We start from the raw sequence: 21,176 nt of genomic DNA, 5'->3' as shown, positions 1-21,176 counted from the left end.
TCAATATTGATTTATTTTCTTATATTTGTAAGAAATTTGTTTTTTAAATTTCGGATTTTAAGCATTCTTTGAAGCTTACAGCATAATTTCTATCAAGCCAGAATCCCAAAGTAATAATGATAAAAACCATTCCACTTAAAAAATATAATCCAAAGCTAATATAAGTTATACATAATATCAAACAAGATAATGAGTAAATGATTGAGACTTGAGAATGACTTAATCCAGCTTGACAAAGTCTCTGATACAAATGAAGTTTATGTGGCTGAAAAATATTTTGATTGTTTTTAAGTCTTCTTAAAACACAAAATGTAGAGTCGAATATTAATGGAGAAAGAACAAAAAAGAATCCAATAATATTATTCAAATTATCTAATCTGAATAAACTTAATAAATAATATGAGGCAAGAAAGGTACTTCCAACATCACCCATAAATATTTTAGATGGACTCCAATTCCACTTTAAGAAACCTAATAAACTTCCAACAATAATAAATATAATCGGATTATTTTTTATGGCAATAAAAAGAAAACCTGGAAGTATTGAACTTGCAACTATGCCATCAATACCATCCATAAAATTCACAAAATTTATAAAAGCTGTCAGGGTGAAAATAATGAGCAATAGTACTATAAAATTTAAAGGTAAAGTTATATCTAAATTTACTGAATTAATAGTTATTTGAGTGAAGTAAATAATCAGACAAGAAGTAAAGATTTGAAATGTAAATCTTATTTTAGATGATAAGTTAAATTTATCGTCTAAAAAACCTATAATAGAAAGCGGTAAACATATCAATGGAAAGTAGTCTCTAGAAAAAAAAGAAATTATTAGTATTTGAATAACGAAAACTATTCCACCTCCTGTAGGTTTTGGATTGCTATGAAGACTCCTTTTATTTGGAATATCTATAACTCTTTTTTTTAAGAAAGGTATAAAAATTTTCAGAAAATAATAAGTTGAAAAGAAACCATAAATTAAATAAAAAATTATCATTTTGCGTAATTATCCAAATGGTTCTACTGGGAAAGATTTAATTTCTCCTTTTATAATCTTATTAACTTTTTCGAAGTTTGATAAATCAGCTGATATTCTTTCAATTGCACTAAACCACTTTGGTGAAAAGATTATTAAAGGAGAAAATAAAAACAAAAATAATCTATTTGGAATAGTAATTAATTTACAATTCACGGTTATATTTTTTCCTTTTAGATTCGCCATAACCATTTTTATCATTTGATAATATGAAATTTCTTCATTTCCTCCAACAAGTTTTTTAGTAGAATGAAATTTACCAACATTCCTACTATTAGATATTTCTTCTGAATAATGAAGGAAAACACTTGCTAATTGATTGATATGTATTGGTTGTCTTAATCCAGTATCTTTTGGAAGAATTATTAAAGGCAAAAATTTAATAAGTTGTATAATTTTGGAAATATTTTTATCTTTCTTTTTGGATATATTTCCATAAATCAATGATGGTTGGATAATAATACATCTTTTATCTATATTATTTGTTAATTCAATTATGCTTTCTTCTGCACCTGATAATTTTTTTGATAAATTTTTATCAAACTCATTAGCTGAGAATCTCTTGGTTAGTGATGATGAAGAGGAGCAAATTATAAATCCTTTTACCTTTGAAAAAATATCGCAATTTTTATAAAATAATTCATTTATATATTTAGAAAAAAGCCATATTGGAGCGAAGCTAATTATCAAAGAAGGGCAGTCTTTTTCTAAAAATTTATAAGTATTTTTATCTCGAAGATCGCAATAAATTTTACTTTCTTTGGATGAAGAATATTTAAAAATATTTGAATAAATACCAGATTTATCTAAAAGATTAGAGTATGATAAACCTACAAGAGAGCTTGAACCAAATATATGAACATTCATTTTATTAAATTTTTTTACTAATTATCCTTCTTATATATCTAGCAAAAAAAGGAATAAAAAAGAAAAATTTAAAAAATATAAAATAAGTTTTTATAACTTCAATAATTCTTAATTTCATAAATCTTGCACTTACTCCAGCATCTTCAATGTACACAATATCTTCCTTAATAATTTCTACTTTTAAATCTTTTAATTTCGATAAATTAAGCATGAAATAAAGATCAGCAGTTAAAAGAAATTTATCATTAAACAATGGCGTCTCTAATCTTGCCCGGGGACCAATTAAAGTCCCTTGGTGAGGAGGGGTTTCTCCAAAAAATATTTTCCTTAAATATCGGGATCTTTTAATAAACTTTTTTGATTCATCAAATTTGGATAATCTTTTCTCTTTTCCATTGATTGAGTCAATGTATATCCCTCTGCCAATTATTAAATGTGGAAGATTTTTATAATTATTTTTTTTATATTTATTAAAAATATTCATTACGTTAAAAAAAGTTTTTTCGGAGCAAGCCCAATCATCTGAGCCCCAAAAAAAAATCCAATCAGATTCTCTTGCATAAGTTGTTCCCTGATTCATTGCACCATATATACCCTTATATTTATCTTCTTGTTTAATGTAATTAATTCTTAAATCTTTTCTGCAACAATCAATAATCCACTCTTCATGTATTTTTGAGGAATTTCCATCAACTAATAATAATTCCCAATCCTTATAACTTTGAATTTTTAGAGATTTTATTAATCTTGGAAGAACTTTATAAGAATTTAACGTTGGGACTATAATTAATAAAGTAGGTTTTGTAGCCAATGTAGAATTAATTTCTCATAATATCTTAGCTTGGAGTGATTGAAATATTTCCGAAATTGAAACACATTTAAGTTAAATCATTCTAAAAGATAAAATTATCTTATAAATCTTTTTAAAAATAAAGGTAAATGTCAAATTTAAATAATTCATTAATTTTAGGTACTGCAAGGTTACATCATATTTGGAACAATGAAAGGTTTGAGGCAGTAATAAAAGAAAGCATAGATTTAGGAATAAAAAAATTTGATGTAGCTCCCCTCTATGGAGGAAGAACAACTCAAAGAAGATTGAGTAGGGTAATTGAGCTTGAAAATGTAAAAATCAATACAAAGGCAGGTATAAATACAATAGATTTGTTTTTTTAAGGATTCTTTATTTGAATATTGGCTGAGATATTTATTTTTTAAATTGGCAGGAAAAAAATTTGAAACACAAAGAAATTTAAAGAAATTTTCTAAGTGTTTAGAAAATAGTTATTCGGTATTTAAATCTATAGCTTTAATAGATACCTTTTTTATTCATGAGCCTCCAATATTGGAAAATAAATTTGACGAGCTTTTAATAATTAATATGCTTGATATAATTGATAAATATAAAAAGAAAAATTTTTTTAGGAAAGCAGGTCTTGCTGGCGAGAATGTTTTTCTATATCAAAAATTTATTTGTTCAAAAAAGATAGACTATATTCAAACAAGTGCCATTAATTTAATGAAAAGTAAAGATAAAGATATAATTATTTGTTTAGAGAATTTAAAGGGTTTAAATTTATATGGTATTCAATATGTAAATAATTTTGATTTAAAGAAAAAGCTTTATAGATTATTCAATAAACTTGAATTAATACCAAACTTATCATTGCTTATTTCTTCTACTAGTCCCAAGCCTCTTAGGCAAAGGGTAAAAGAGGCAACTGAGATAATCCAAATATGAAAAATGAAATTTACGATATCTGTATCATTGGGGCAGGTTTGGCAGGCTTATATACTCTAAATAAATTGTCTGGTTCTGGACTTAAAGTAATTTGTATTGAAATAGGTGGTAATGTTCATAAAAATGATTCTCAATTTAAGTTAGAGTTTGAACAAATTGGAATAGATGAATATAAGGGTTCCAAAGAAGGAAGATCTTTTGGAATGGGAGGAACATCTTATCTTTGGGGAGGCTCTTTATTGCCATTTACAAGATACGACTTCGATAAAAAGGATGAATTTAAAAATGGCTATGATCTGATTCGTAATGTTTTCGATGGTTTTGATCATATTTCTCTTTTGAAGAATTTACTTGGTAAAGAACCAAAAAAAGAAATTATTTCAACTTGGTTTAAAAATGTTTTTAATAAAGATGGTTATTATGAAGTATCTAATGTTTTTATTCCATTTGAAAGAAAGGATTTTTCTTCCAAAAAAATACAAAAGGATTTTAAAATTTTAACCTCACATAAGTTAGATCACTTCAAGATTAGCCATATAAATAATATGGAAGAGTTTTCTATCAAAGAGGCTGTTTGTTTAGATTTAGTAAATAATGAATATATATCTATTGAAGCCGCAAAGTTTTTTCTTTGTGCAGGAGCTTTGGAATCAAGCTTCATAATATCTAAATTAATGCATGAAAATAAAAATAATTTAAAAAAAACCTGAAGATAATTTTACTAAGCTCTTATTTAACGATCACTTATCTACCCCAGTTTATAAGATTTTACCTACTGGGAGAATTAAGCTTGGCGATAAAGCTAATAAATCAATTGAAGAGGGACTTATTTATGGAAATAGGTATATCTTTAAGGAATCTCCAACTCGATCTTTCTTCCATTTTACAGCTGATACTCAAACCAGTAAGAGTTTTAAAAGTCTTAGAGAATTAGGTTATTCAATACAGCAAAGAAGACTGCCTAATATGAAAAATATTGATCCTATAAATTCAATATCCGGTTTGCTTGATTATTCTAAACAAAGGTTTATAGATAAAAAACTTTTTATCCCTGAAGATTCTGATTTATTCTTATCATATGATTTTGAAAGTCCTTTTTCAAAAGATAGATTTTTAGAATTTGATCATTTGTTAGGAAAGAGATTTATCAAATGGGGATTAAACAAAGATGAGGTAAAAGAAATTCAATCTTCTGCAGTTTTTTTTGGAGAAAAGCTTCTACTAGCCTTAGGACTTAAACCAATAGTAGACTTTGAGCTTTTATCTAGGGATTATTGGAATCCATTTGATGTATACCATCCTTCTGGAAGCTTATATTGTTTAAAAAATTGTTTAATTGATTATCCAGACTTAAAGTTAGCTTCATCAAATAATTTATATGTATTTTCAACTGCATCTTTGCCCTCAGCTGGAACGGCTAATCCTACGTATTCACTTTTGATGTTGATCGATAATTTTATAGATTCAATGTATAAAAATAGACTTTAAAAATAAATCATTTCGTTTTTTTATAAAATTTTTTATCTTAGAAAAAATAATTACAAATTAAAAAAATTTATAATTGTGAATTGTTTAATATAAACTATACTTTATTGAAATATTATTATTTGAAAGGACATTATTAATAAATATGTTTTCTAGTTATTTTGCTATTTTTTTAAGAAATTTGTTTAGGAAATTTGGATTTTTGTACATAATAAGAAAAACAAATTTATTTAACTTTTATTCAGGAAAATATGAGGAGAAATTTGATCTTGCTATGCAGAAATCTCTCTCAGAGGGATTGACAGTTTTTGATATTGGTGCAAATGTTGGTTTTTATACAGAAAAGTTTGCTGAAAAAGTTGGATCTGAAGGTCACATCTATGCGTTTGAACCTACTTCTAAATCAGCAAATATAATAAAATTATTGAAAAAAAAATTTCCATGGATTACAGTTGTAGAAACAGCAGTTGGTGATTTTTCAGGAAAAGTTCTTTTTGATGAGAGTGCAAGTAATTCAAGTTCGCCAACTAATAAAATAATTATCAAGAATCAAAGTGATTCAAAAAATTGTAAAGAAAAGAAAATTGATACAATTGATTCTCTTGTAGAAAAATATAAAGTTCCAAATTTTATAAAAATTGATGTTGAAGGTTTTGAGCTTAACGTACTTAGAGGAGCTAAGAGAACTTTAAAGAATAATAATTTAAAGCATGTATTTGTTGAAATACATTTTGCACTTTTGAATCAAAGAGGCATGCCATTCGCTGCAAAGGAAATAAAAAAAATTTTAGAAAATAGTGGATTGAAGGTTGAATATAGCGACTTTAGTCATTTACATGCTTATAGGTCGTAGCTATATAAATATTAATTTTTTATATTTTTAAAAGTTTTACTTATATGTGTTAGTAGCTTTATCCGATTTTTGAAGGTTATATTAAGATATGATTTAACTTGATTCATGAACAATATAGAGAAGATTGCAATAGTTATTCTCACAAAAAACGAGGAACTTCATATTGCTAGATGTTTAGATTATTGTCTGAAATTAACTAATAATATTTATGTAGTAGATTCTTTATCTGAAGATAATACTGTTTGTATTGCTGAATCCAAAGGCGCAAATGTTATCAAAAGAGAATGGGATGGTTATGCTAATCAATATAATTTTATAAATAAATATTTGCAAAATAAATTTGAATGGATATTTAGGGTAGATGCTGATGAAATTGTCAGCAATGAACTAGTGCAAGAGATTAAAAGTATGATAAAAAAGTTAGACAATACTTTTTCTGGTATTTCAATTCCTAGAAGAATAACTTTCTTAAGACAAAAAATTAGGTACGGAGGCGTTTTCCCTTGCCATTTGGTTAGAATCGCGCGTCCAAAGTATTCAAAATGTGAGGGACTAATCGATGAACATATAGTCGTTTCTGGTAAAATTCATTATCTTAAAGAAGAATTGTTAGATGATAGCCTAATAAGTCTTTCCTCATGGATTTCAAAGCATAATAAATACTCTTCTTTGGAGGCTTTGCAGTTATTTAATTCTAGAAAAAACAAAAGTTATTTTGATGAAAAATTCAAGATGTCTTTTAAGAGTAGATGTAGAAGAATAGTAAAGGATAAATTTTTTAATAATTCTCCAATTTTTCTTAGAAGTTTAATATATTTTCTTATAAGATATATTTTATTTTTTGGTTTTCTTGATGGGATAAGAGGTCTAGGATTTCATTTTTTACAAGCTTTTTGGTATAGATTTATAGTAGATATGAAAGTATATGAAATACTAAAAAAAAATGATTAAATTAACTATATTTTTAATAACTAATCCTATTAAATAATTAGTATCTAGAAAATATAATTAGACAGAAAAATATATCCAACCGAAAGTAGCATTTCCTTGTAAATCTAACTTAACTTTTAATTTATTAAATTCTTCTTTAGAACAAAAATTAGGATAAGTAAGTATTATTTGGATGTCAAATGAGCTAGCTTCAATTAAATCGGTAGTTAATTTAATATCTTGTTTATCTTTTATTTCAGAAAATATATTCTTGAATTCATTTATAAAATCTGGATAATCATCAGTTATGGGGATAAGAGCGATTGATTTATTGTTTAAATTATTTCCAAATTGTCCTAGAAAAATTAATCTTATCAAATTATTCCACTCTTCTTTTTTTGAATTATCAAAAATACAAATTAATTTCTTGTTTAATGCTATTTTAAAAGTTTCTATGTCATAAATTATTTTATTTTTGTTTTCTAAGATTATCGATAATAGAGTTCCTAACAATAAACCAAAAATTAATCCTAATAGTATTATTTTGCTTTTCTTTGGAGAAACTATTTCATCAATAAGAGTTGGTTTTGTAATTAATTCCCAAGGGTTTTGACTGCGAGCTTTTTCAAGTAAAGCAATTAATCTTTGACTCTCAAGCTGATTAATAGCTTGCTCTTCTCTAAACGCTTTTCTCACTAACTCGTCAAATTTAGATAATACTTCTTGAGGCCTATTTGATTCTTCTAATATATTTTGATTTGCTTCTAATCTATTTTGGAGATGCGTAATTAATCTGTTTTTTAGTGATGATTTAATTAGGTTTTTTTTGGTAATAGCTCTTAAAACAACATCATCATTTTCTCTAAAGTTAATGCGCAAATTAACTAATCTTATATTAATTGCCTTCAATTCATCCAATAACTCTTCAGCTACTTCTTCAAATTCCGCTACATTTGCAACATTTATTTCTTGATTTTTTACTTGTGACAAGGTGAACTCAATGGCCTTTATATTGTTTAAAGCTTCTATTTGTTGCTTTTCTAGATTACTTTTATAGTACTGACCCGAGATCATATTATCCTCTTTTTTTTCAGAAGTTATTTCTTCAAGTCTAATGCCATATTTTTTTGAAAAAAGAGCAAGTTCTTGATTAGCGCTAAATGTTCTATCTTTAGCAAGTTTTATTTGCTGGTTTAGATAAGTTATTGATTTATCAATATTATTTCTTTGTTCTTTCGTTGAATAATTTTGAAAATTTGAAGATAACAAATTTATTACGGGAAGAATAAGATTTTTATCGGTATCTTTGTATGAAATATTAACTACAGATGTTTTCTTTTGGAGATTAATATCAAGACTGTTAATCCATGAAGTATATTTCATACTTCTATTTTTTGGATTAAGTTTAATTTTTTCATCTTTTACAAAATTAAAAACCGGCATAAGCAGTGAGGGGCTCTTAAGGATCTGTAATTGAGTTTTTAAATCAGTTCTGTTATTGAAAGTATTTTTTATTATTTCAGCTTGTCCCTGCAAAAACTTATTTTTTAAATTATTGGTTGAAAGGTTGTTTTTTTTCTGCAATTACTATTTGAAATTGACCTTCCCAAACTGGCTTTTTCCAAATTAGGTAAAAAATGCTAAGTGCAAATGTAGATATGGTTACAAGAAATATTGTTTTTTTGTTTCGAAGCAATAAATTTATGAGTTTTGAAAAATCAATTTCCTCAAAGTCAGATGGATTTAAAGAATTATTATCTGCATCTATCATTTATTTAAAAATTTTGAGATTCATACTTATAATTTACATCAAATGGGTACATTAATCTTCAGATAAAAAATTATTTAGAAAAAATAACTCTTAAATTTAAGTTTAATAAATTTATAGGCTACGTTTTTTTATGAATTTAGCTGGACTTCCTGCATAAACAGACCATTTTTTAATATTTTTTATTACGGTACTTCTTGCATAAACTACAGAACCTTTACCGACATTAACACCGGGCCCAATAAAAACATCTGCACATATCCAAACATTCATTCCAACTTTAATAGGAGCAGAGATCGTTTTCATTAGATGATTATTTTTTAATGAATTATCGTTAATATCATGAGTAGCTGTACATAAATATGAATATTGACTAATTGTTGAAAATTTACCAATTTTGATCTGACTAACGTTATAGCAAATGACTTTATTGCCCAAACATGCATAATCATCCATAGTTAAATTCCAAGGTGCCCAAATTTCTACTGAAGGATAAATAAAACATTTTCGGCCAATTTTAGCTTTAAATAAACGTAACAAAAAAATCCTCCAAGAATGAAAAGGAGTAGGTGATGTCCTAAAAAGTGTAGACCAAATAATATTCCAAAAAAGTCTTCTTAATTTATCTTTTATCGTTATTTTTTCGTATTGAAAATCCATAATTATTGTTGAGAATTTTAAATTAATTTTTTAAATTTTATAGATTCCGTTAATCGCAATATAAAGACTCAAAAGGTTCTTTTTTTAACATTTTATCATGGATAATTTTATGTTCATAAGTAAACCTATCTTTTATTTTTAAAGCAGGGATTCCTCCTATTACCTCATAAGGATTTACGTCTTTAACGACCACAGAACCTGCTGCTATTACTGCGCCTCTGGAAATTCTTATGCCACTCTTAATAGTTACTCTTGTTCCTATCCAGACATCATCCTCTATTATTGTGTCTTTTGGTATTGGTCTGCCTGAAAAGATGATTGGAATACCTGGTTTTTGATAATTATGATCATTTCCTGCCACAATAAAATGTGCCCCTATCATCACATATTTTCCCATTACAACATTTTGAAGAATTTCTGCATTTGGACCAATATAGCCATATGGGCCCATTTCTAAGTTTCTAGAAATTTTTTTAGATAATGAAATTAAACTTGTTGGATGTACCTTATTAAGTCTCATTATTGATAAATTAAACTTACAACGAATTTTACGTCTTAAGGTTTTTAACTTTTTAAATATCATTTTATTTGGTTTATTAAGTTTTTAAGAATATTAGATTGTGCTTCAGGGGAATATTTTTTCTCAAAAATTTTCCGATTATATTTAAATTTTTTTGGCTGTTTTATGGATCGAAGCATTGCTTTAGAACATGATTCAATATCGTTCCTTTTAAATAAATAGCATTTTTTTGTCTTAAGTAAAGCCTCAAATTCAGGCATCTGATAATTGTAGTCCGAATGGGTAATTACAGATTTGTCATAAACTAATGCATGAAGAGCTAATAGACCTATCTTCCCAGGCGAAATAATTGAAATTGAATTGTAAATATAATTAGCTAAAACTTCTTCATTATAAATTGCGTTCTTAAAAACAACATCTATATTTAATTTTTTAACAAGAGAATTTAGATAATCAAATTCATTTCCATTACCAATAATAATTAATTTTGCTTTGATTTTATTATTATTTTTTAATAGAAGATTTAATGCCCTAATGGCTTGATCTATTTTAGTTTCCTTTACTAGTCTTGATATGATTAAGAAATAAGGTGTTTTTACCTTTTTTCTTTTAATTTTTTCAAGTTTTAAATATATAGATTTCTGATTTTGGTAATCCAAAGAATTATAAAACACAATCAATTTCTTGGGATCAAAATTATAACTTTTACCAATTTCTTTTGATCTTTCATCATACAGTAAAAGATAATCTGCCAACCTGTAAAAATTATTTCTTAAAAATAACTTGAATCGGTTTTCTTTTTTAATCCAACCATGAGTCCAAAAAATTATTTTCTTTCTTCTAACTCTTAAAATTATTGAATATAGTATTGTGGACAAAATATAAGGATTACCAAGAAATATATATATATATGAGTCTGAAAAAAGGGAATATTTTAGAAATCCTGGTTGGAAAATAAATCTTTTAAAAACAACCGATTTTATGTCAATTGAATTATTTAAGTAATCTGATGATTTAATAGTAGAGTCTATACCATTCTTATCATAAAAAAAAGTTATATTATCTCCAAATTGCTTGAGTAAAGTTTTAAATACTGGAAATCTATAATGTGGAGAATGAGTATAGATAATAGATAATTTAGTATTTTTTTGTGTGTAATTTTTATTTATAGTATGTTTCATGGTGTATTTCGTTGGATTTTCTGAGAGACTAAAATTCCTTTCTTGCCTATTAGATTCTCAAGGATAAAACTAGTAAATATAATGAATATTAGGTCAGAAATAATTATATTTAATTGTGATTCAAGTCTAAGCATGGAAAGAGAAATATAAAATAAGTTATAAATTGAAATCAGAGGGGATGTATTTAATAAGACTCTTATTATTAAACATATACTTATTAATAATAAAAAAATAACTGGAAAACTTATAATTATTCCAAAGCACCAAATAATATGGCCAAAGTATGTGAGAGCTATGTGAACATCAGTATTAAAGTAAGTTAAATCTACATTGTTCTGCTCTAATGCGTGATTAGGATTAGCTCCCCAAAAAGGTAACCAGCTGAATATAGAACCGTAAATACTCCAAAATGGATCCTTTGGTCTTGAAGATAGAACTTTGTCTTCATTCTTAAGTGTGATTGCAAATGCTCTTAGAATGTTTAACCTCTCTAAGGAATTTTCAAGAATACTTTTTGATTCGAGTGAATCACTATATTCATAGACGAAGTCTAGAGTTTCTGAAGAAAAATCAGTAGGTGAAATTATATCTCTTCTTACTAAGCCTAGAATTGGCGAAACTGATGTAAATAATAATATTGTAATGAATGAACCAATTAATAAGTTTTTAATATTAATAATTTTTATTCCTTTAAGGTAAAGAAAACTTAAAACAAAAGGAGCAAATAATGTAATGACAATAATTTCTTTTGAGTAGAAAAATAAACCTAGAGACAAACTTATTATGATCAATAATAAATTAAGAGATATTGGTAATAAATAATTTTTCTTAGGAATACATATTGCAAATATTACAGTAGTAGCTGCTACTAATGATCTGTATCCAAGGATAAGAAAAGTGCTTTTAGAGAGAACAATGAAAAGAAATAAATAAGTAGAATAAAGTAATAGTGCAAATCCTAGTTTAAGCTCTTTAAAATTAATATCTTTTACTTTAGTTTTTTCAAAAATACAGTAAAACATCACTGCTCCAAAAAGTAATAATAATGATGAGATAACTAAATAACTTGAAAGTTCAAATTCAAATGGGCCTAAATATAGTGAAAGAAGAGGTGTTAATGAGGCATAAATAAAGGTCCATATTGTAAAAATATTAAATATTAAAGACTTACTTTTGTTTTCATTTTTTTGTTGTTGTTTTTTTGAAAATGCATTTATCAGCTTAAAACAAAAATAACCTACTGAAAAATAAATTATGACTAATAATAATTTCATAACTTTTATTTTTTATGTGCTCTTTGGATCGAATCTTAATTTATTCAAAATATCTTTTGTATAAATTTTTTTTATGACTAAATCATTCAAAGTTGAATTTATATCAGTTAAAGATTCTGTCTGCGAAAATGGGATTATACTGGGATTACTATGTTGATTAAGTATTTTTTTGAATGGTTTTTGATATTTAACTGAAAGCCAATGAAACCAAATATCATCATTAGAAGGGGAATCTTTTAGAGCCTTTTCATAATATTTTAAAAGAAGGTTTGAAAATTCTTTTTTTATGACTGAGCCACCAACATTTGTTGGAAAAACTCTATAACCTTCAACTGAAATAGTTAAGATATTCCATGTTGAGTAAGCTTTTAATTTGTTTTTGTGAAGAACTAATTTATAACCTCTAGCACAAATGGAATGATCATAATATTGAGACTCAATAAATAAATTTTTTACTAAATCAGGATCATATATTACATCATCATCGATCATAAAAAAGCTGCTTTCATAGTCCCACTTTTGTTGAAGATAATAAATATATTTCGAATGTGGACCTGATGCATTTCCTCTAATAACTTTACATCCCTTTTTTTTTAATTTTTTTATTATGAGTAATTTAAACCAGTTAATATTTTCTTCATTATCAACAGTTAAATATATATTTTTAATGAAATTTTTACCTTCTCTGGCAAAAGAATCTAAGGCGATACCTAAAAATTTGAATCTATTTCCGTGGGTTGTTATACACAAGTCAAAACCATTTTTACTGCCACCATATTTGCTATTAGATAAAAACGAAAATATAGAGATGAAAAAAAGTTTAATTATTTTTATTTTATTTAAAGATTTTTTATTTATTATTGATCTCATCATTCTCTGTTAGGAATTTATTCAGAAGGCATTATTTTTTTTACCATACTATATTTTTGGGGCCAAATTTTCTCTGGGTTATTGATATTCAGCAAATGGAGCTTATTTTTTCTAAAACTGTAAACTTTTTCTTCAATATCATCTAAGATTCTTTGCCTAATTGATGACTCGCAAGATTCAATAAATAATTGCTTATGGGCGGATATACTAGCTTTTTCAATTAAACTATCTAAAGGCATACACCAGGAAAAGTGGCACCCACCTAATTCATTAATTACTCTTCCTGAATACCTCCAATGTTTAGGATAATTAAAAAATATATATCTGGCTGCTCTTATGATAGAGGGCCCTCTGAAACTAAAATTTGCAGCTAGAAAATTATCTTTATATATGAATTGATGCAGATATGGTGTTTCTGCGTAAAAAGGATTGGGGGAATTTCTTAGTCTTTTCAAAGCTCTTTTGACATAATCTTCATATAAAATTTCATCAGCATCGGTAGAAATCACTATGTCTCTTGGAGATAAATCTATAAAATCTTTAAATGAACCTCTTGTTATCATTTCATTTTTGTGATTATGATGACTGTCCTTCGAATTATGTATTACATTCTTGAGGAATGGTAATGGAATATATTCCAATTTTTGATTTAAATCATCACAAATTTCAAGTAATTTATCTATTCCGACCATATTTCTCGATTTACCTGTGTGTGTAAACTCAGGCTCGATTATTATGAATTTATCAATCAAATCTTTCAACTCAAGATATTGTGATGCTAAAAAAATTATTTCATTTGGATTAGTAAGGATAGATTTTAAGAAAATCTTCATTTTAAAAAAATATTAGTATAGTTAGGCTTTTCTCCATTAATCAAATTAGTCCAAAAAGGTGAATTTTTTTCTAAAGTAGCATATTTTTTGGGATAAACTATATCTTTTGGACCAAACATAGAAGCACATAATGAAAATGTTGATGGACTTGCAATTATCTTATTTGTTCTACTAAGAATTGCAAAATCGCTATATTCGGAATTTGAGAACAGAAAAACTGATTTTCCTATGAATATATTAGAGCTCATTAATTCTTTAATATTATTGTGTGTCGGATCGTCAGTCACAACATAAATTTTTGAATAATTATTAAATTGTTCAAGTGAATCTAAAAAGAAACTTGGCGGAATTATAGAGTGTTTTTTCCACTTTACAAAATCTGTACCCCTAAAATGGATTCCAAGAATATCTTCTTTAGTTGTATGGGTTTTTACGGTATTAAAATATAAATCCAGATCAATTTTTTCCTTACGAAATAAAGTCTCTGACAACAACAAACTTTTTCGATTCTTTTTACCTTTGGAACCTAGGATATTTGGTTTACAGAATCTAGATATTTTAATATTGTTAGTATTAATTTTAATTTTGATATTGTCTTTATAAATAGTTATTAAATCAATTAATCTTAATAAATTATTTCCTAATCCTGCCCTCATATAATTAAATTTTATAAACTGAATTTGCTTTTCTCTTTGCATTAAGAATTAAACTACACCAAAAGATTTGTTCTTAATTTCAAAAATCATATCGCAATTGTTAAGTGTAGAAGTTCTATGAGCGATAATAATAATTGTAGCTTTTTTGAAATTTGAATATATTGATTTCATTAAAATTTCTTCTGTAGATGAATCTAAAGCACTAGTAGGCTCATCAAGAACTATTATTTCTGCCTTTTTAAAAATTGCTCTAGCTAAAGCTATTCTTTGAATCTGACCTCCACTTAATTGCAAACCTCTTTCTCCTACTCTTGTTTCGTATTTGTTAGGAAGACTATTAATATAATTATGAATATAGGCTTTTTTAGCTGCTGAAATTACTAAATTTTCATCTATTTTTTTATCAAAATCATCATCAAAAGTTGAAGTAATATTTGAGAGAATTGAAGAATCACTTAGATAAATATTTTGTGATACGTATGCAACTTTTTTATACCAAGAAAATATATTGGTGGAGTTATTAATATTTACTCCATCAACTAGAATTTCCCCATTGGTAGGAGTTAACAAACCAACTAATAAATCTACAAAAGTAGTTTTACCTGAACCTGTTTCGCCTATTAATCCTATTTTAGAAAACTTCTTAATTTTTAAATTAATGTTTTTAAGAATATAGGAATTTTTATTGTCATATCTATAACTTACATTCTTGAATTCGATTTCATTATTAAAATGCAATGGTATAAGATAATTTTCCTTATCTTTATTTTCTTTTTCAACTTTAAGATAAATTCTATTGATTAAATTTTTAATACTTCTTGATTTTGTTTTGAAGCTAGACCATGCTCCATATGATTGCTGTAAAGCTGGGAGTAATTTTTGCATGGCTAACGCAAAAGTTCCAACTAAAGCATAGACTGAAGTATCTATCCTTTCGGAAATACTAAAAAAGTAGATACTAATAATAACAACGATCAAAATAAAACTTTCTGTAATGTATCTTGGAAAGACTGAAAGGAAATTACCTACGGCAGTTTTTTTTCTAATTAAATAATCTTTTTTTGAATAGGCATCAGAGTATTTTTTTATTAGATCATTAACAATAATATTTTTAATAGAGCCTAGTGATTCTTGCATTAACTTGACTTGTAATTCGCTAGATTTTGTAACTATATTTCCGATTTCTAATAATCTTTGTTTCATAAACATTGAGATAATTAAGAAAAGAATTGATAATGATAAAAAAGAAATCAAAGTAACTTTCGGAGAAATAATTAAAAGACTAATGAATATACAAAAACATAAAGCAAAGTTATAAATGAATTGAAAAAAATAAGTCACACCTTGATAGACTTCAGTTACCTGATGCGTTGAGAGGGATATTGTTGAACTACTATTTTGTTTTATATGGTAACTATATTTCTGAGATAATGTATTTTTAAATCCTACTGAACTCAGGTATGTCGAAATCTTGGCTACTTGATTGTGTAAAACATAAATTGTAAATAATCTAAACAACGCAGAAACTATAATTACTACTAAAAGAATTAAGGAAATTACATTTAATGTATCTTTATACTGAAAAGAACTATCAAAAAGATTTTCATTTATTAATTCAAGGAATGGGATTTTAATTGTATTTACATCATTATTTGTTATTAAAAGTAAGAAAGGGAAAAGTATAGTTAAAGTAAAAAGTTCAAAAACACCAGATATCATAAGCATGACAAAAAATAAATATGTGCTTCTTTTCAGATTTGAAGGGATTACTTTCCAGACGTTATTAATTAGATATGCACTACTATTCATACTAAAAAAAGATTATTTAAAATTGAGTGATTTGAGTAAATCAATTATTAGAAGGAGTCAATAAGTTCTTTTGCGGCGTAAATGCCAATAAATGGCTCAGTTATGGTGGTAATAGCACTAGTAGATCTACCAAAAAGACTTTCTTTTACTGTAATAATATCACCGTCGACTAAAAATGGATTCTTCTTCGAGCCTGGCAAGGCTGATGCTGAATAATTTATATTTCTTCTTATTAAAGTGCCATCTTTTTCGTATCTGATCAAAAAGACTTTACCTGAAAGTGGTTTTCTAGGCCCTGATATATTCATAATATCTGACATTGATCCTTCTATAGGAATCCTTACTGTCCCAGGGGTTTGTATTTTACCTGTAACACTAACACTTATGAATTTGGGAGTTAAACCTGAGAGTATTGATCTTGGGATTATGCTTAAGTCTCTCTCTTTTAATCTAGGTATAAAAATTTTATCACCATCAAAAAGCCTTAAATCCATTTCTGAATCTATACCGTTTAATACAGGATTCAAATTAACAATTGCTTTTTTCTTCCCACCACCTTTACCTAATGGAATATCTCTTAATACTTCAACTCTACCTAAATCGCTGTATGAAGTTAAACCACCAGCTTTATTAATGGCATTTGTAATTGTCGTTACATAGTCCGTATTTCTTCTAACTTCTGAGATGTTAGAACTATCTTGATCTATTCCGTTTGGATTATTTAAACTGAGCTGCTCACCTTGTGAATAAGATTCTGAAGAGCTATTCAAATTGCTGAATGAATTATTTTTTTTGAATTCTACCAAATTTGATGCGCTAAAAGCATTGAATTTTATTAACCCTGGATTCCTAACCTCTCCATTTATAGCGACTCTTATAGGCTTGAATACTTTAATTGTGATATTTATTTCTGGATTAATTAGAAATTCATCATATCTCTTGATTAGTAATTCTCTCAGTTCATTAACGGTTAGACCCCTAACATAAGTTTCTTTTATTCGTTGAAAATATATTTCACCTTGTTCGTCGATTCTGAATGATTTCGAAAGTTCTGGTGAATTAGGAAAATCTATATTTAAAATATCACCAGTATCAAGAATATAATCTTTTAATTCTTGTCTTGATTCTAGATAAGAGGTTTTTAATTGAATTTTGTTGTCTTCAAATATAGGTTTTGCATTGACCTCGACACAATTAAATAAAAAAATAAAAGAAATAATTCGAAAATAAAAAATAAATTTTGATTTAATATCTCCCTTTTTATTCATTAGCTCCATTTAGATTTAGTAATATTTTACCAAACTATTTAAATATTTTTGATCAAAAATCTAAACTATTAAACAAAAAATCCATTTCTAAATTCTATATTTAAAATGGCTACTTTATTAAAAATTAAAATTGCTTATTTTGAGATATGTATCTTTTAACACTCTTTTAGTATTAATTTAAGTTCTATTAATGTCAAAAATTTATAATTCCAAATTTCTAAAAATTATTTACTCTCTTATGAAAATAAATTAAATATTTTTAATTGATTAATTTCCTAAAGTATATTAATTTTTATTCATCAGTAATTTTTTAGATAAAAAAATACAATAAAATTTTTTATTAAGAAATGTTTTAATTTAATTAATTTTTTAATGAAATTGAAAAACTATAGAAGAATTTTAATTTTTATAATAGATATTTTTCTTGTAACTTTTTCTCTTTTCGGAACATATACAATATTAAATGGCGATGATTCTTCGGGATTGATATTTGAAAGATTTCCAATAATATTTATTTTAAACGTAATTATTACATCCGTAGTTTATAACTGTACAGGCCAATATAAAGGATTAACTAGATACGTAGGAAGTAATTCTTTTTATCAAATAATGGTAAGAAATTTATTCATTTCAATACTTTTATTTGTTTTTTCAGGAAATGATATTTTCTCATACAAATTTCTATTTTTATATTGGATATTGAGTTCAGGGTTGGTAGTGATGAGTAAAGTTATAATGAGAGATATTTTAATAAAATTACGAGTAAGAAATTTTACAGGAAAAAAAGTTGTAATTTATGGATCAGGTTCTGCTGGTATTCAGTTATCACTAAGTCTCTCAATAAATAAAATGTATGATGTCATAGCTTTTATAGATGATGATCCATATTTACAAGGAAGAACTTTACATAATATACCAATAAGGACAAGGAAATTTTTAGAAAAAAATTCAAATGATGTTGATCAAATTTTGTTGGCAATTCCCTCTTTGAAAGGTATTAAAAGAAAAAATCTTTTAAAAGAGATAAGAAAATACAATATACCAACACTACAGATCCCCTCAATTGAAGAACTGGCATCTGGAGAAAAAATAGATTATTTAAGTCCAATTGATGTAGAAGATTTAATTTATAGAGAAAAGGTTGAGTCCGATTTTGAACTGTTAAACAAAAGTATAAATTCTTCGGTGGTTTGTGTAACTGGAGGGGCAGGTTCAATAGGTAGTGAGCTATGTAGAAAAATTCTTGGATTAAAACCAAAAGCGCTTGTAATTTTTGATAATAATGAACATAGACTATTTGAATTATCTAATGAAGTTAATAAAATTAACAAGAGTAAAGATATTAAAATTATTAGTCAATTAGGTAGTGCTACAAATGAAGAATTAGTAAAAAAGATATTTATTGAAAATAATGTTGATATAGTATTTCATGCGGCTGCATACAAACATGTGCCTATTGTAGAAATGAACCCTCTAGTAGGGATTTTTAATAATGTTTTTTCAACAAAGGTTATATGCAAAGTATCTAAATATGCAAAGGTAAAGAAAGCAATTTTAATCTCTACTGATAAAGCTGTAAGACCCACAAATGTTATGGGAGCTTCAAAAAGATTATCAGAAATTATATTTCAATGTTTTGCGGAAGGAGAAAAAGTTTTTTCTAAATCTATTAAAACAAAATTTTCTATAGTTAGATTTGGTAATGTCCTTGGCTCGTCGGGTTCCGTAGTACCAATATTTAAGAAGCAAATAAAAGAAGGGGGTCCAATTACTATTACTCATCCCGATATAATTAGATATGTCATGACGATATCTGAAGCAGCTGATTTAGTAATACAATCAGCTGCATTATCTAAAGGCGGTGAGATTTTTCTTTTAGATATGGGCGAGCCAATAAAAATTATAGATCTAGCAAAAAATATGATTCACTTAAGAGGCTTAACAGTCAAGGATAAAGATAATCCAAATGGGGATATAGAAATTTCAATTTCTGGCTTAAGACCAGGTGAGAAATTATATGAAGAGCTTTTGATAGATGCTGAGTCTGAAAGCACCTTGCATCCTCTGATTTATAAAGCAAATGAAAGAAGTTTTCCTCCTGAAATTTTATGGAAAAAACTTATAGATATGGAAAAATCTATTGCACGAATAGATAAAGAAAGATCCTTAAATTTATTGAAAGAGCTAGTGCCAGAGTGGATACCAGATTCGATAAATAAATAAAAACAAGTTTCCCAGAAATAATGTTTATACCAATTAAAACTTATTGAATATTAGTTTTAATTGAAGATTTCTTTTAGAATTAAATTAGTTTACTCTCTATTCTGAATATATTTAATTTTTCAATGAAAAAAATATTAGTTACTGGAGGTTTGGGATTTATAGGAAGCCACATTTGTGTATCATTAATCGAAAAAAATTATAGTATTTGTATTATCGACTCCTTAATAAATAGTTCAGAAGATAATCTATTATCTATAAAAAAAATTTGCAATTTATCTAATAATTTTTTGGAAGATAGAATTACTTTCTTTAAAGGAGATATAAAAAACAAGAGATTCTTAAAGCATATTTTTAAAAAGGCTATAGATGATAAAAAACCTATAGAAGCAGTAATTCATCTTGCTGGGCTCAAATCTGTGAATGAATCTACAGAAGAACCATTAACTTATTGGGAAACAAATGTTGTTGGCACCTTAAATTTATTGGAAGCTATGCAAATTTATAATTGCAAGAATATTGTTTTTAGTAGTAGCGCGACAATTTATAGACCAACTATAAATGAATTACTTACTGAGAATTCAGACTTAGGTCCTATAAGTCCTTATGGAACAACAAAATTAACAATTGAAAAAATGCTTGAAGACTTAGCAAAATCTAAAAAAAATGATTTGAACATTATAAATTTGCGTTATTTTAATCCTGTAGGGGCGCATATTTCAGGTCTTTTAGGGGAAAATCCTAAGGGAAAACCAAATAATTTATTCCCAATTTTACTAAAAGTAGCCTCTGGTGAATATAAAAAGCTTTCTATATTTGGAGCTGATTGGCCAACCCATGATGGGACATGTATAAGAGACTATATCCATGTAATGGATCTGGCGGAAGCCCATATATCAGCTTTAAATTTTATTTTAAATTCGTCTTCAGTTTTTATTAATTTAAATATTGGAACTGGTATTGGTAAAAGTGTTTTGGAAGTAGTAGAAACGTTTATGAAAGTAAATAAATGTGAATTTGAGTACTCATTTGTATCTAGAAGACAAGGAGATTCACCTTACTTAGTTGCAGATAATCGTTTGGCTCTTTCAACATTAAATTGGAAACCACAAAAAAGTCTTAATGATATGTGTATTGATGCATGGAAGTGGAAAATTACAAGCAAAAATAAGTTTAAATAGTTCTCAATTTTTATCAATTAACTA

Annotated in this window: 22 protein-coding genes; 8 read left to right on the top strand and 14 right to left on the bottom strand. The window is 26.5% G+C overall.

From position 1 onward, the window contains the following. Nucleotides 1–43: 43 nt before the first annotated feature. The 3 genes from AMO19_RS01200 to AMO19_RS01190 are packed head-to-tail and all read right to left on the bottom strand — an operon-like array spanning nucleotide 44 to nucleotide 2,714. Complete coding sequence (locus tag AMO19_RS01200; protein WP_075506996.1) at nucleotides 44–997, bottom strand: MraY family glycosyltransferase; 954 nt, start codon at nucleotides 995–997, stop codon at nucleotides 44–46. 9 nt (nucleotides 998–1,006) lie between these two features. Further along, nucleotides 1,007–1,903: a hypothetical protein gene (locus tag AMO19_RS01195; RefSeq protein ID WP_075506995.1), complete on the bottom strand. Its 897-nt coding sequence runs from the start codon at nucleotides 1,901–1,903 to the stop codon at nucleotides 1,007–1,009. A gap of 4 nt (nucleotides 1,904–1,907) precedes the next feature. Beyond that, nucleotides 1,908–2,714 carry a glycosyltransferase gene (locus AMO19_RS01190; protein WP_075506994.1) on the bottom strand — a complete coding sequence of 269 codons (807 nt, stop codon included), beginning with the start codon at nucleotides 2,712–2,714 and terminating at the stop codon, nucleotides 1,908–1,910. A 128-nt stretch (nucleotides 2,715–2,842) separates the two neighbouring features. On the opposite strand from AMO19_RS01190, the gene AMO19_RS01185 reads away from it, so the two are divergent. The 6 genes from AMO19_RS01185 (at nucleotide 2,843) to AMO19_RS01160 (ending at nucleotide 6,933) form a co-directional block, all read left to right on the top strand. Further along, nucleotides 2,843–3,079, top strand: a complete 237-nt coding sequence (locus AMO19_RS01185; protein ID WP_075506993.1) for an aldo/keto reductase — start codon at nucleotides 2,843–2,845, stop codon at nucleotides 3,077–3,079. A gap of 43 nt (nucleotides 3,080–3,122) precedes the next feature. Continuing rightward, nucleotides 3,123–3,644, top strand: coding sequence for a hypothetical protein (locus tag AMO19_RS01180; RefSeq protein WP_075506992.1), 522 nt, complete (start codon nucleotides 3,123–3,125; stop codon nucleotides 3,642–3,644). Beyond that, nucleotides 3,641–4,354 (top strand): FAD-dependent oxidoreductase, encoded by a 714-nt coding sequence (locus AMO19_RS01175; protein WP_075506991.1) that lies wholly within the window; start codon nucleotides 3,641–3,643, stop codon nucleotides 4,352–4,354. Before AMO19_RS01180 ends, AMO19_RS01175 begins: the two co-directional genes overlap by 4 nt. A gap of 256 nt (nucleotides 4,355–4,610) precedes the next feature. Continuing rightward, a complete protein-coding gene (locus AMO19_RS01170; RefSeq protein WP_075506990.1) occupies nucleotides 4,611–5,132 on the top strand; it encodes a hypothetical protein in 522 nt (173 codons plus the stop codon). Nucleotides 5,133–5,403: 271 nt separating this feature from the next. Further along, nucleotides 5,404–5,982, top strand: coding sequence for an FkbM family methyltransferase (locus AMO19_RS01165; protein WP_179850466.1), 579 nt, complete (start codon nucleotides 5,404–5,406; stop codon nucleotides 5,980–5,982). 105 nt (nucleotides 5,983–6,087) lie between these two features. Beyond that, nucleotides 6,088–6,933 (top strand): glycosyltransferase family 2 protein, encoded by an 846-nt coding sequence (locus tag AMO19_RS01160; RefSeq protein ID WP_075506988.1) that lies wholly within the window; start codon nucleotides 6,088–6,090, stop codon nucleotides 6,931–6,933. Between the two features lie 57 nt (nucleotides 6,934–6,990). Here AMO19_RS01160 and AMO19_RS01155 read toward each other — a convergent pair whose 3' ends face one another. From AMO19_RS01155 to AMO19_RS01105, 11 genes are all read right to left on the bottom strand, one after another. Beyond that, on the bottom strand, nucleotides 6,991–8,496 hold the full coding sequence (locus AMO19_RS01155; protein WP_075506987.1) for a hypothetical protein: 1,506 nt from the start codon (nucleotides 8,494–8,496) through the stop codon (nucleotides 6,991–6,993). Beyond that, complete coding sequence (locus AMO19_RS01150) at nucleotides 8,465–8,683, bottom strand: Wzz/FepE/Etk N-terminal domain-containing protein (RefSeq protein WP_075506986.1); 219 nt, start codon at nucleotides 8,681–8,683, stop codon at nucleotides 8,465–8,467. Before AMO19_RS01150 ends, AMO19_RS01155 begins: the two co-directional genes overlap by 32 nt. Before the next feature lie 111 nt (nucleotides 8,684–8,794). Continuing rightward, complete coding sequence (locus AMO19_RS01145; RefSeq protein WP_075506985.1) at nucleotides 8,795–9,340, bottom strand: hypothetical protein; 546 nt, start codon at nucleotides 9,338–9,340, stop codon at nucleotides 8,795–8,797. Nucleotides 9,341–9,389: 49 nt separating this feature from the next. Next, nucleotides 9,390–9,860 carry a DapH/DapD/GlmU-related protein gene (locus AMO19_RS01140; protein WP_179850465.1) on the bottom strand — a complete coding sequence of 157 codons (471 nt, stop codon included), beginning with the start codon at nucleotides 9,858–9,860 and terminating at the stop codon, nucleotides 9,390–9,392. 59 nt (nucleotides 9,861–9,919) lie between these two features. After that, entirely contained in the window at nucleotides 9,920–11,041 is a 1,122-nt protein-coding gene (locus AMO19_RS01135; protein ID WP_075506983.1) for a glycosyltransferase, read from the bottom strand. Beyond that, nucleotides 11,038–12,315: a hypothetical protein gene (locus AMO19_RS01130; protein ID WP_075506982.1), complete on the bottom strand. Its 1,278-nt coding sequence runs from the start codon at nucleotides 12,313–12,315 to the stop codon at nucleotides 11,038–11,040. The genes AMO19_RS01135 and AMO19_RS01130 overlap by 4 nt, the downstream gene beginning before the upstream one ends. A gap of 12 nt (nucleotides 12,316–12,327) precedes the next feature. Next, nucleotides 12,328–13,188 (bottom strand): hypothetical protein, encoded by an 861-nt coding sequence (locus AMO19_RS01125; RefSeq protein ID WP_146255914.1) that lies wholly within the window; start codon nucleotides 13,186–13,188, stop codon nucleotides 12,328–12,330. Between the two features lie 14 nt (nucleotides 13,189–13,202). After that, entirely contained in the window at nucleotides 13,203–14,018 is an 816-nt protein-coding gene (locus AMO19_RS01120) for a hypothetical protein (RefSeq protein WP_075506980.1), read from the bottom strand. Further along, nucleotides 14,015–14,674, bottom strand: coding sequence for an alpha-1,2-fucosyltransferase (locus AMO19_RS01115; protein ID WP_179850464.1), 660 nt, complete (start codon nucleotides 14,672–14,674; stop codon nucleotides 14,015–14,017). Before AMO19_RS01115 ends, AMO19_RS01120 begins: the two co-directional genes overlap by 4 nt. A 48-nt stretch (nucleotides 14,675–14,722) precedes the next feature. After that, the gene (locus AMO19_RS01110; protein WP_082302690.1) at nucleotides 14,723–16,483 is read right to left on the bottom strand and encodes an ABC transporter ATP-binding protein; all 1,761 of its coding nucleotides are present in this window, start codon (nucleotides 16,481–16,483) and stop codon (nucleotides 14,723–14,725) included. A 47-nt stretch (nucleotides 16,484–16,530) separates the two neighbouring features. Beyond that, nucleotides 16,531–17,751: a polysaccharide biosynthesis/export family protein gene (locus AMO19_RS01105; RefSeq protein ID WP_075507009.1), complete on the bottom strand. Its 1,221-nt coding sequence runs from the start codon at nucleotides 17,749–17,751 to the stop codon at nucleotides 16,531–16,533. Nucleotides 17,752–18,123: 372 nt separating this feature from the next. Between AMO19_RS01105 and AMO19_RS01100 the strand changes: the two genes are divergently transcribed. Then, nucleotides 18,124–19,974, top strand: coding sequence for a polysaccharide biosynthesis protein (locus tag AMO19_RS01100; RefSeq protein WP_075506977.1), 1,851 nt, complete (start codon nucleotides 18,124–18,126; stop codon nucleotides 19,972–19,974). A gap of 122 nt (nucleotides 19,975–20,096) precedes the next feature. Further along, the gene (galE, locus tag AMO19_RS01095) at nucleotides 20,097–21,152 is read left to right on the top strand and encodes a UDP-glucose 4-epimerase GalE (RefSeq protein ID WP_075506976.1); all 1,056 of its coding nucleotides are present in this window, start codon (nucleotides 20,097–20,099) and stop codon (nucleotides 21,150–21,152) included. Nucleotides 21,153–21,176 lie beyond the last annotated feature (24 nt).

It is taken from the genome of Prochlorococcus marinus, from assembly GCF_001180245.1.
In the GTDB taxonomy this organism is placed as follows: domain Bacteria; phylum Cyanobacteriota; class Cyanobacteriia; order PCC-6307; family Cyanobiaceae; genus Prochlorococcus_A; species Prochlorococcus_A marinus_F.
Note: the sequence above shows the minus strand (reverse complement) of the source record. Positions and strands in the feature narration are given on the sequence as shown.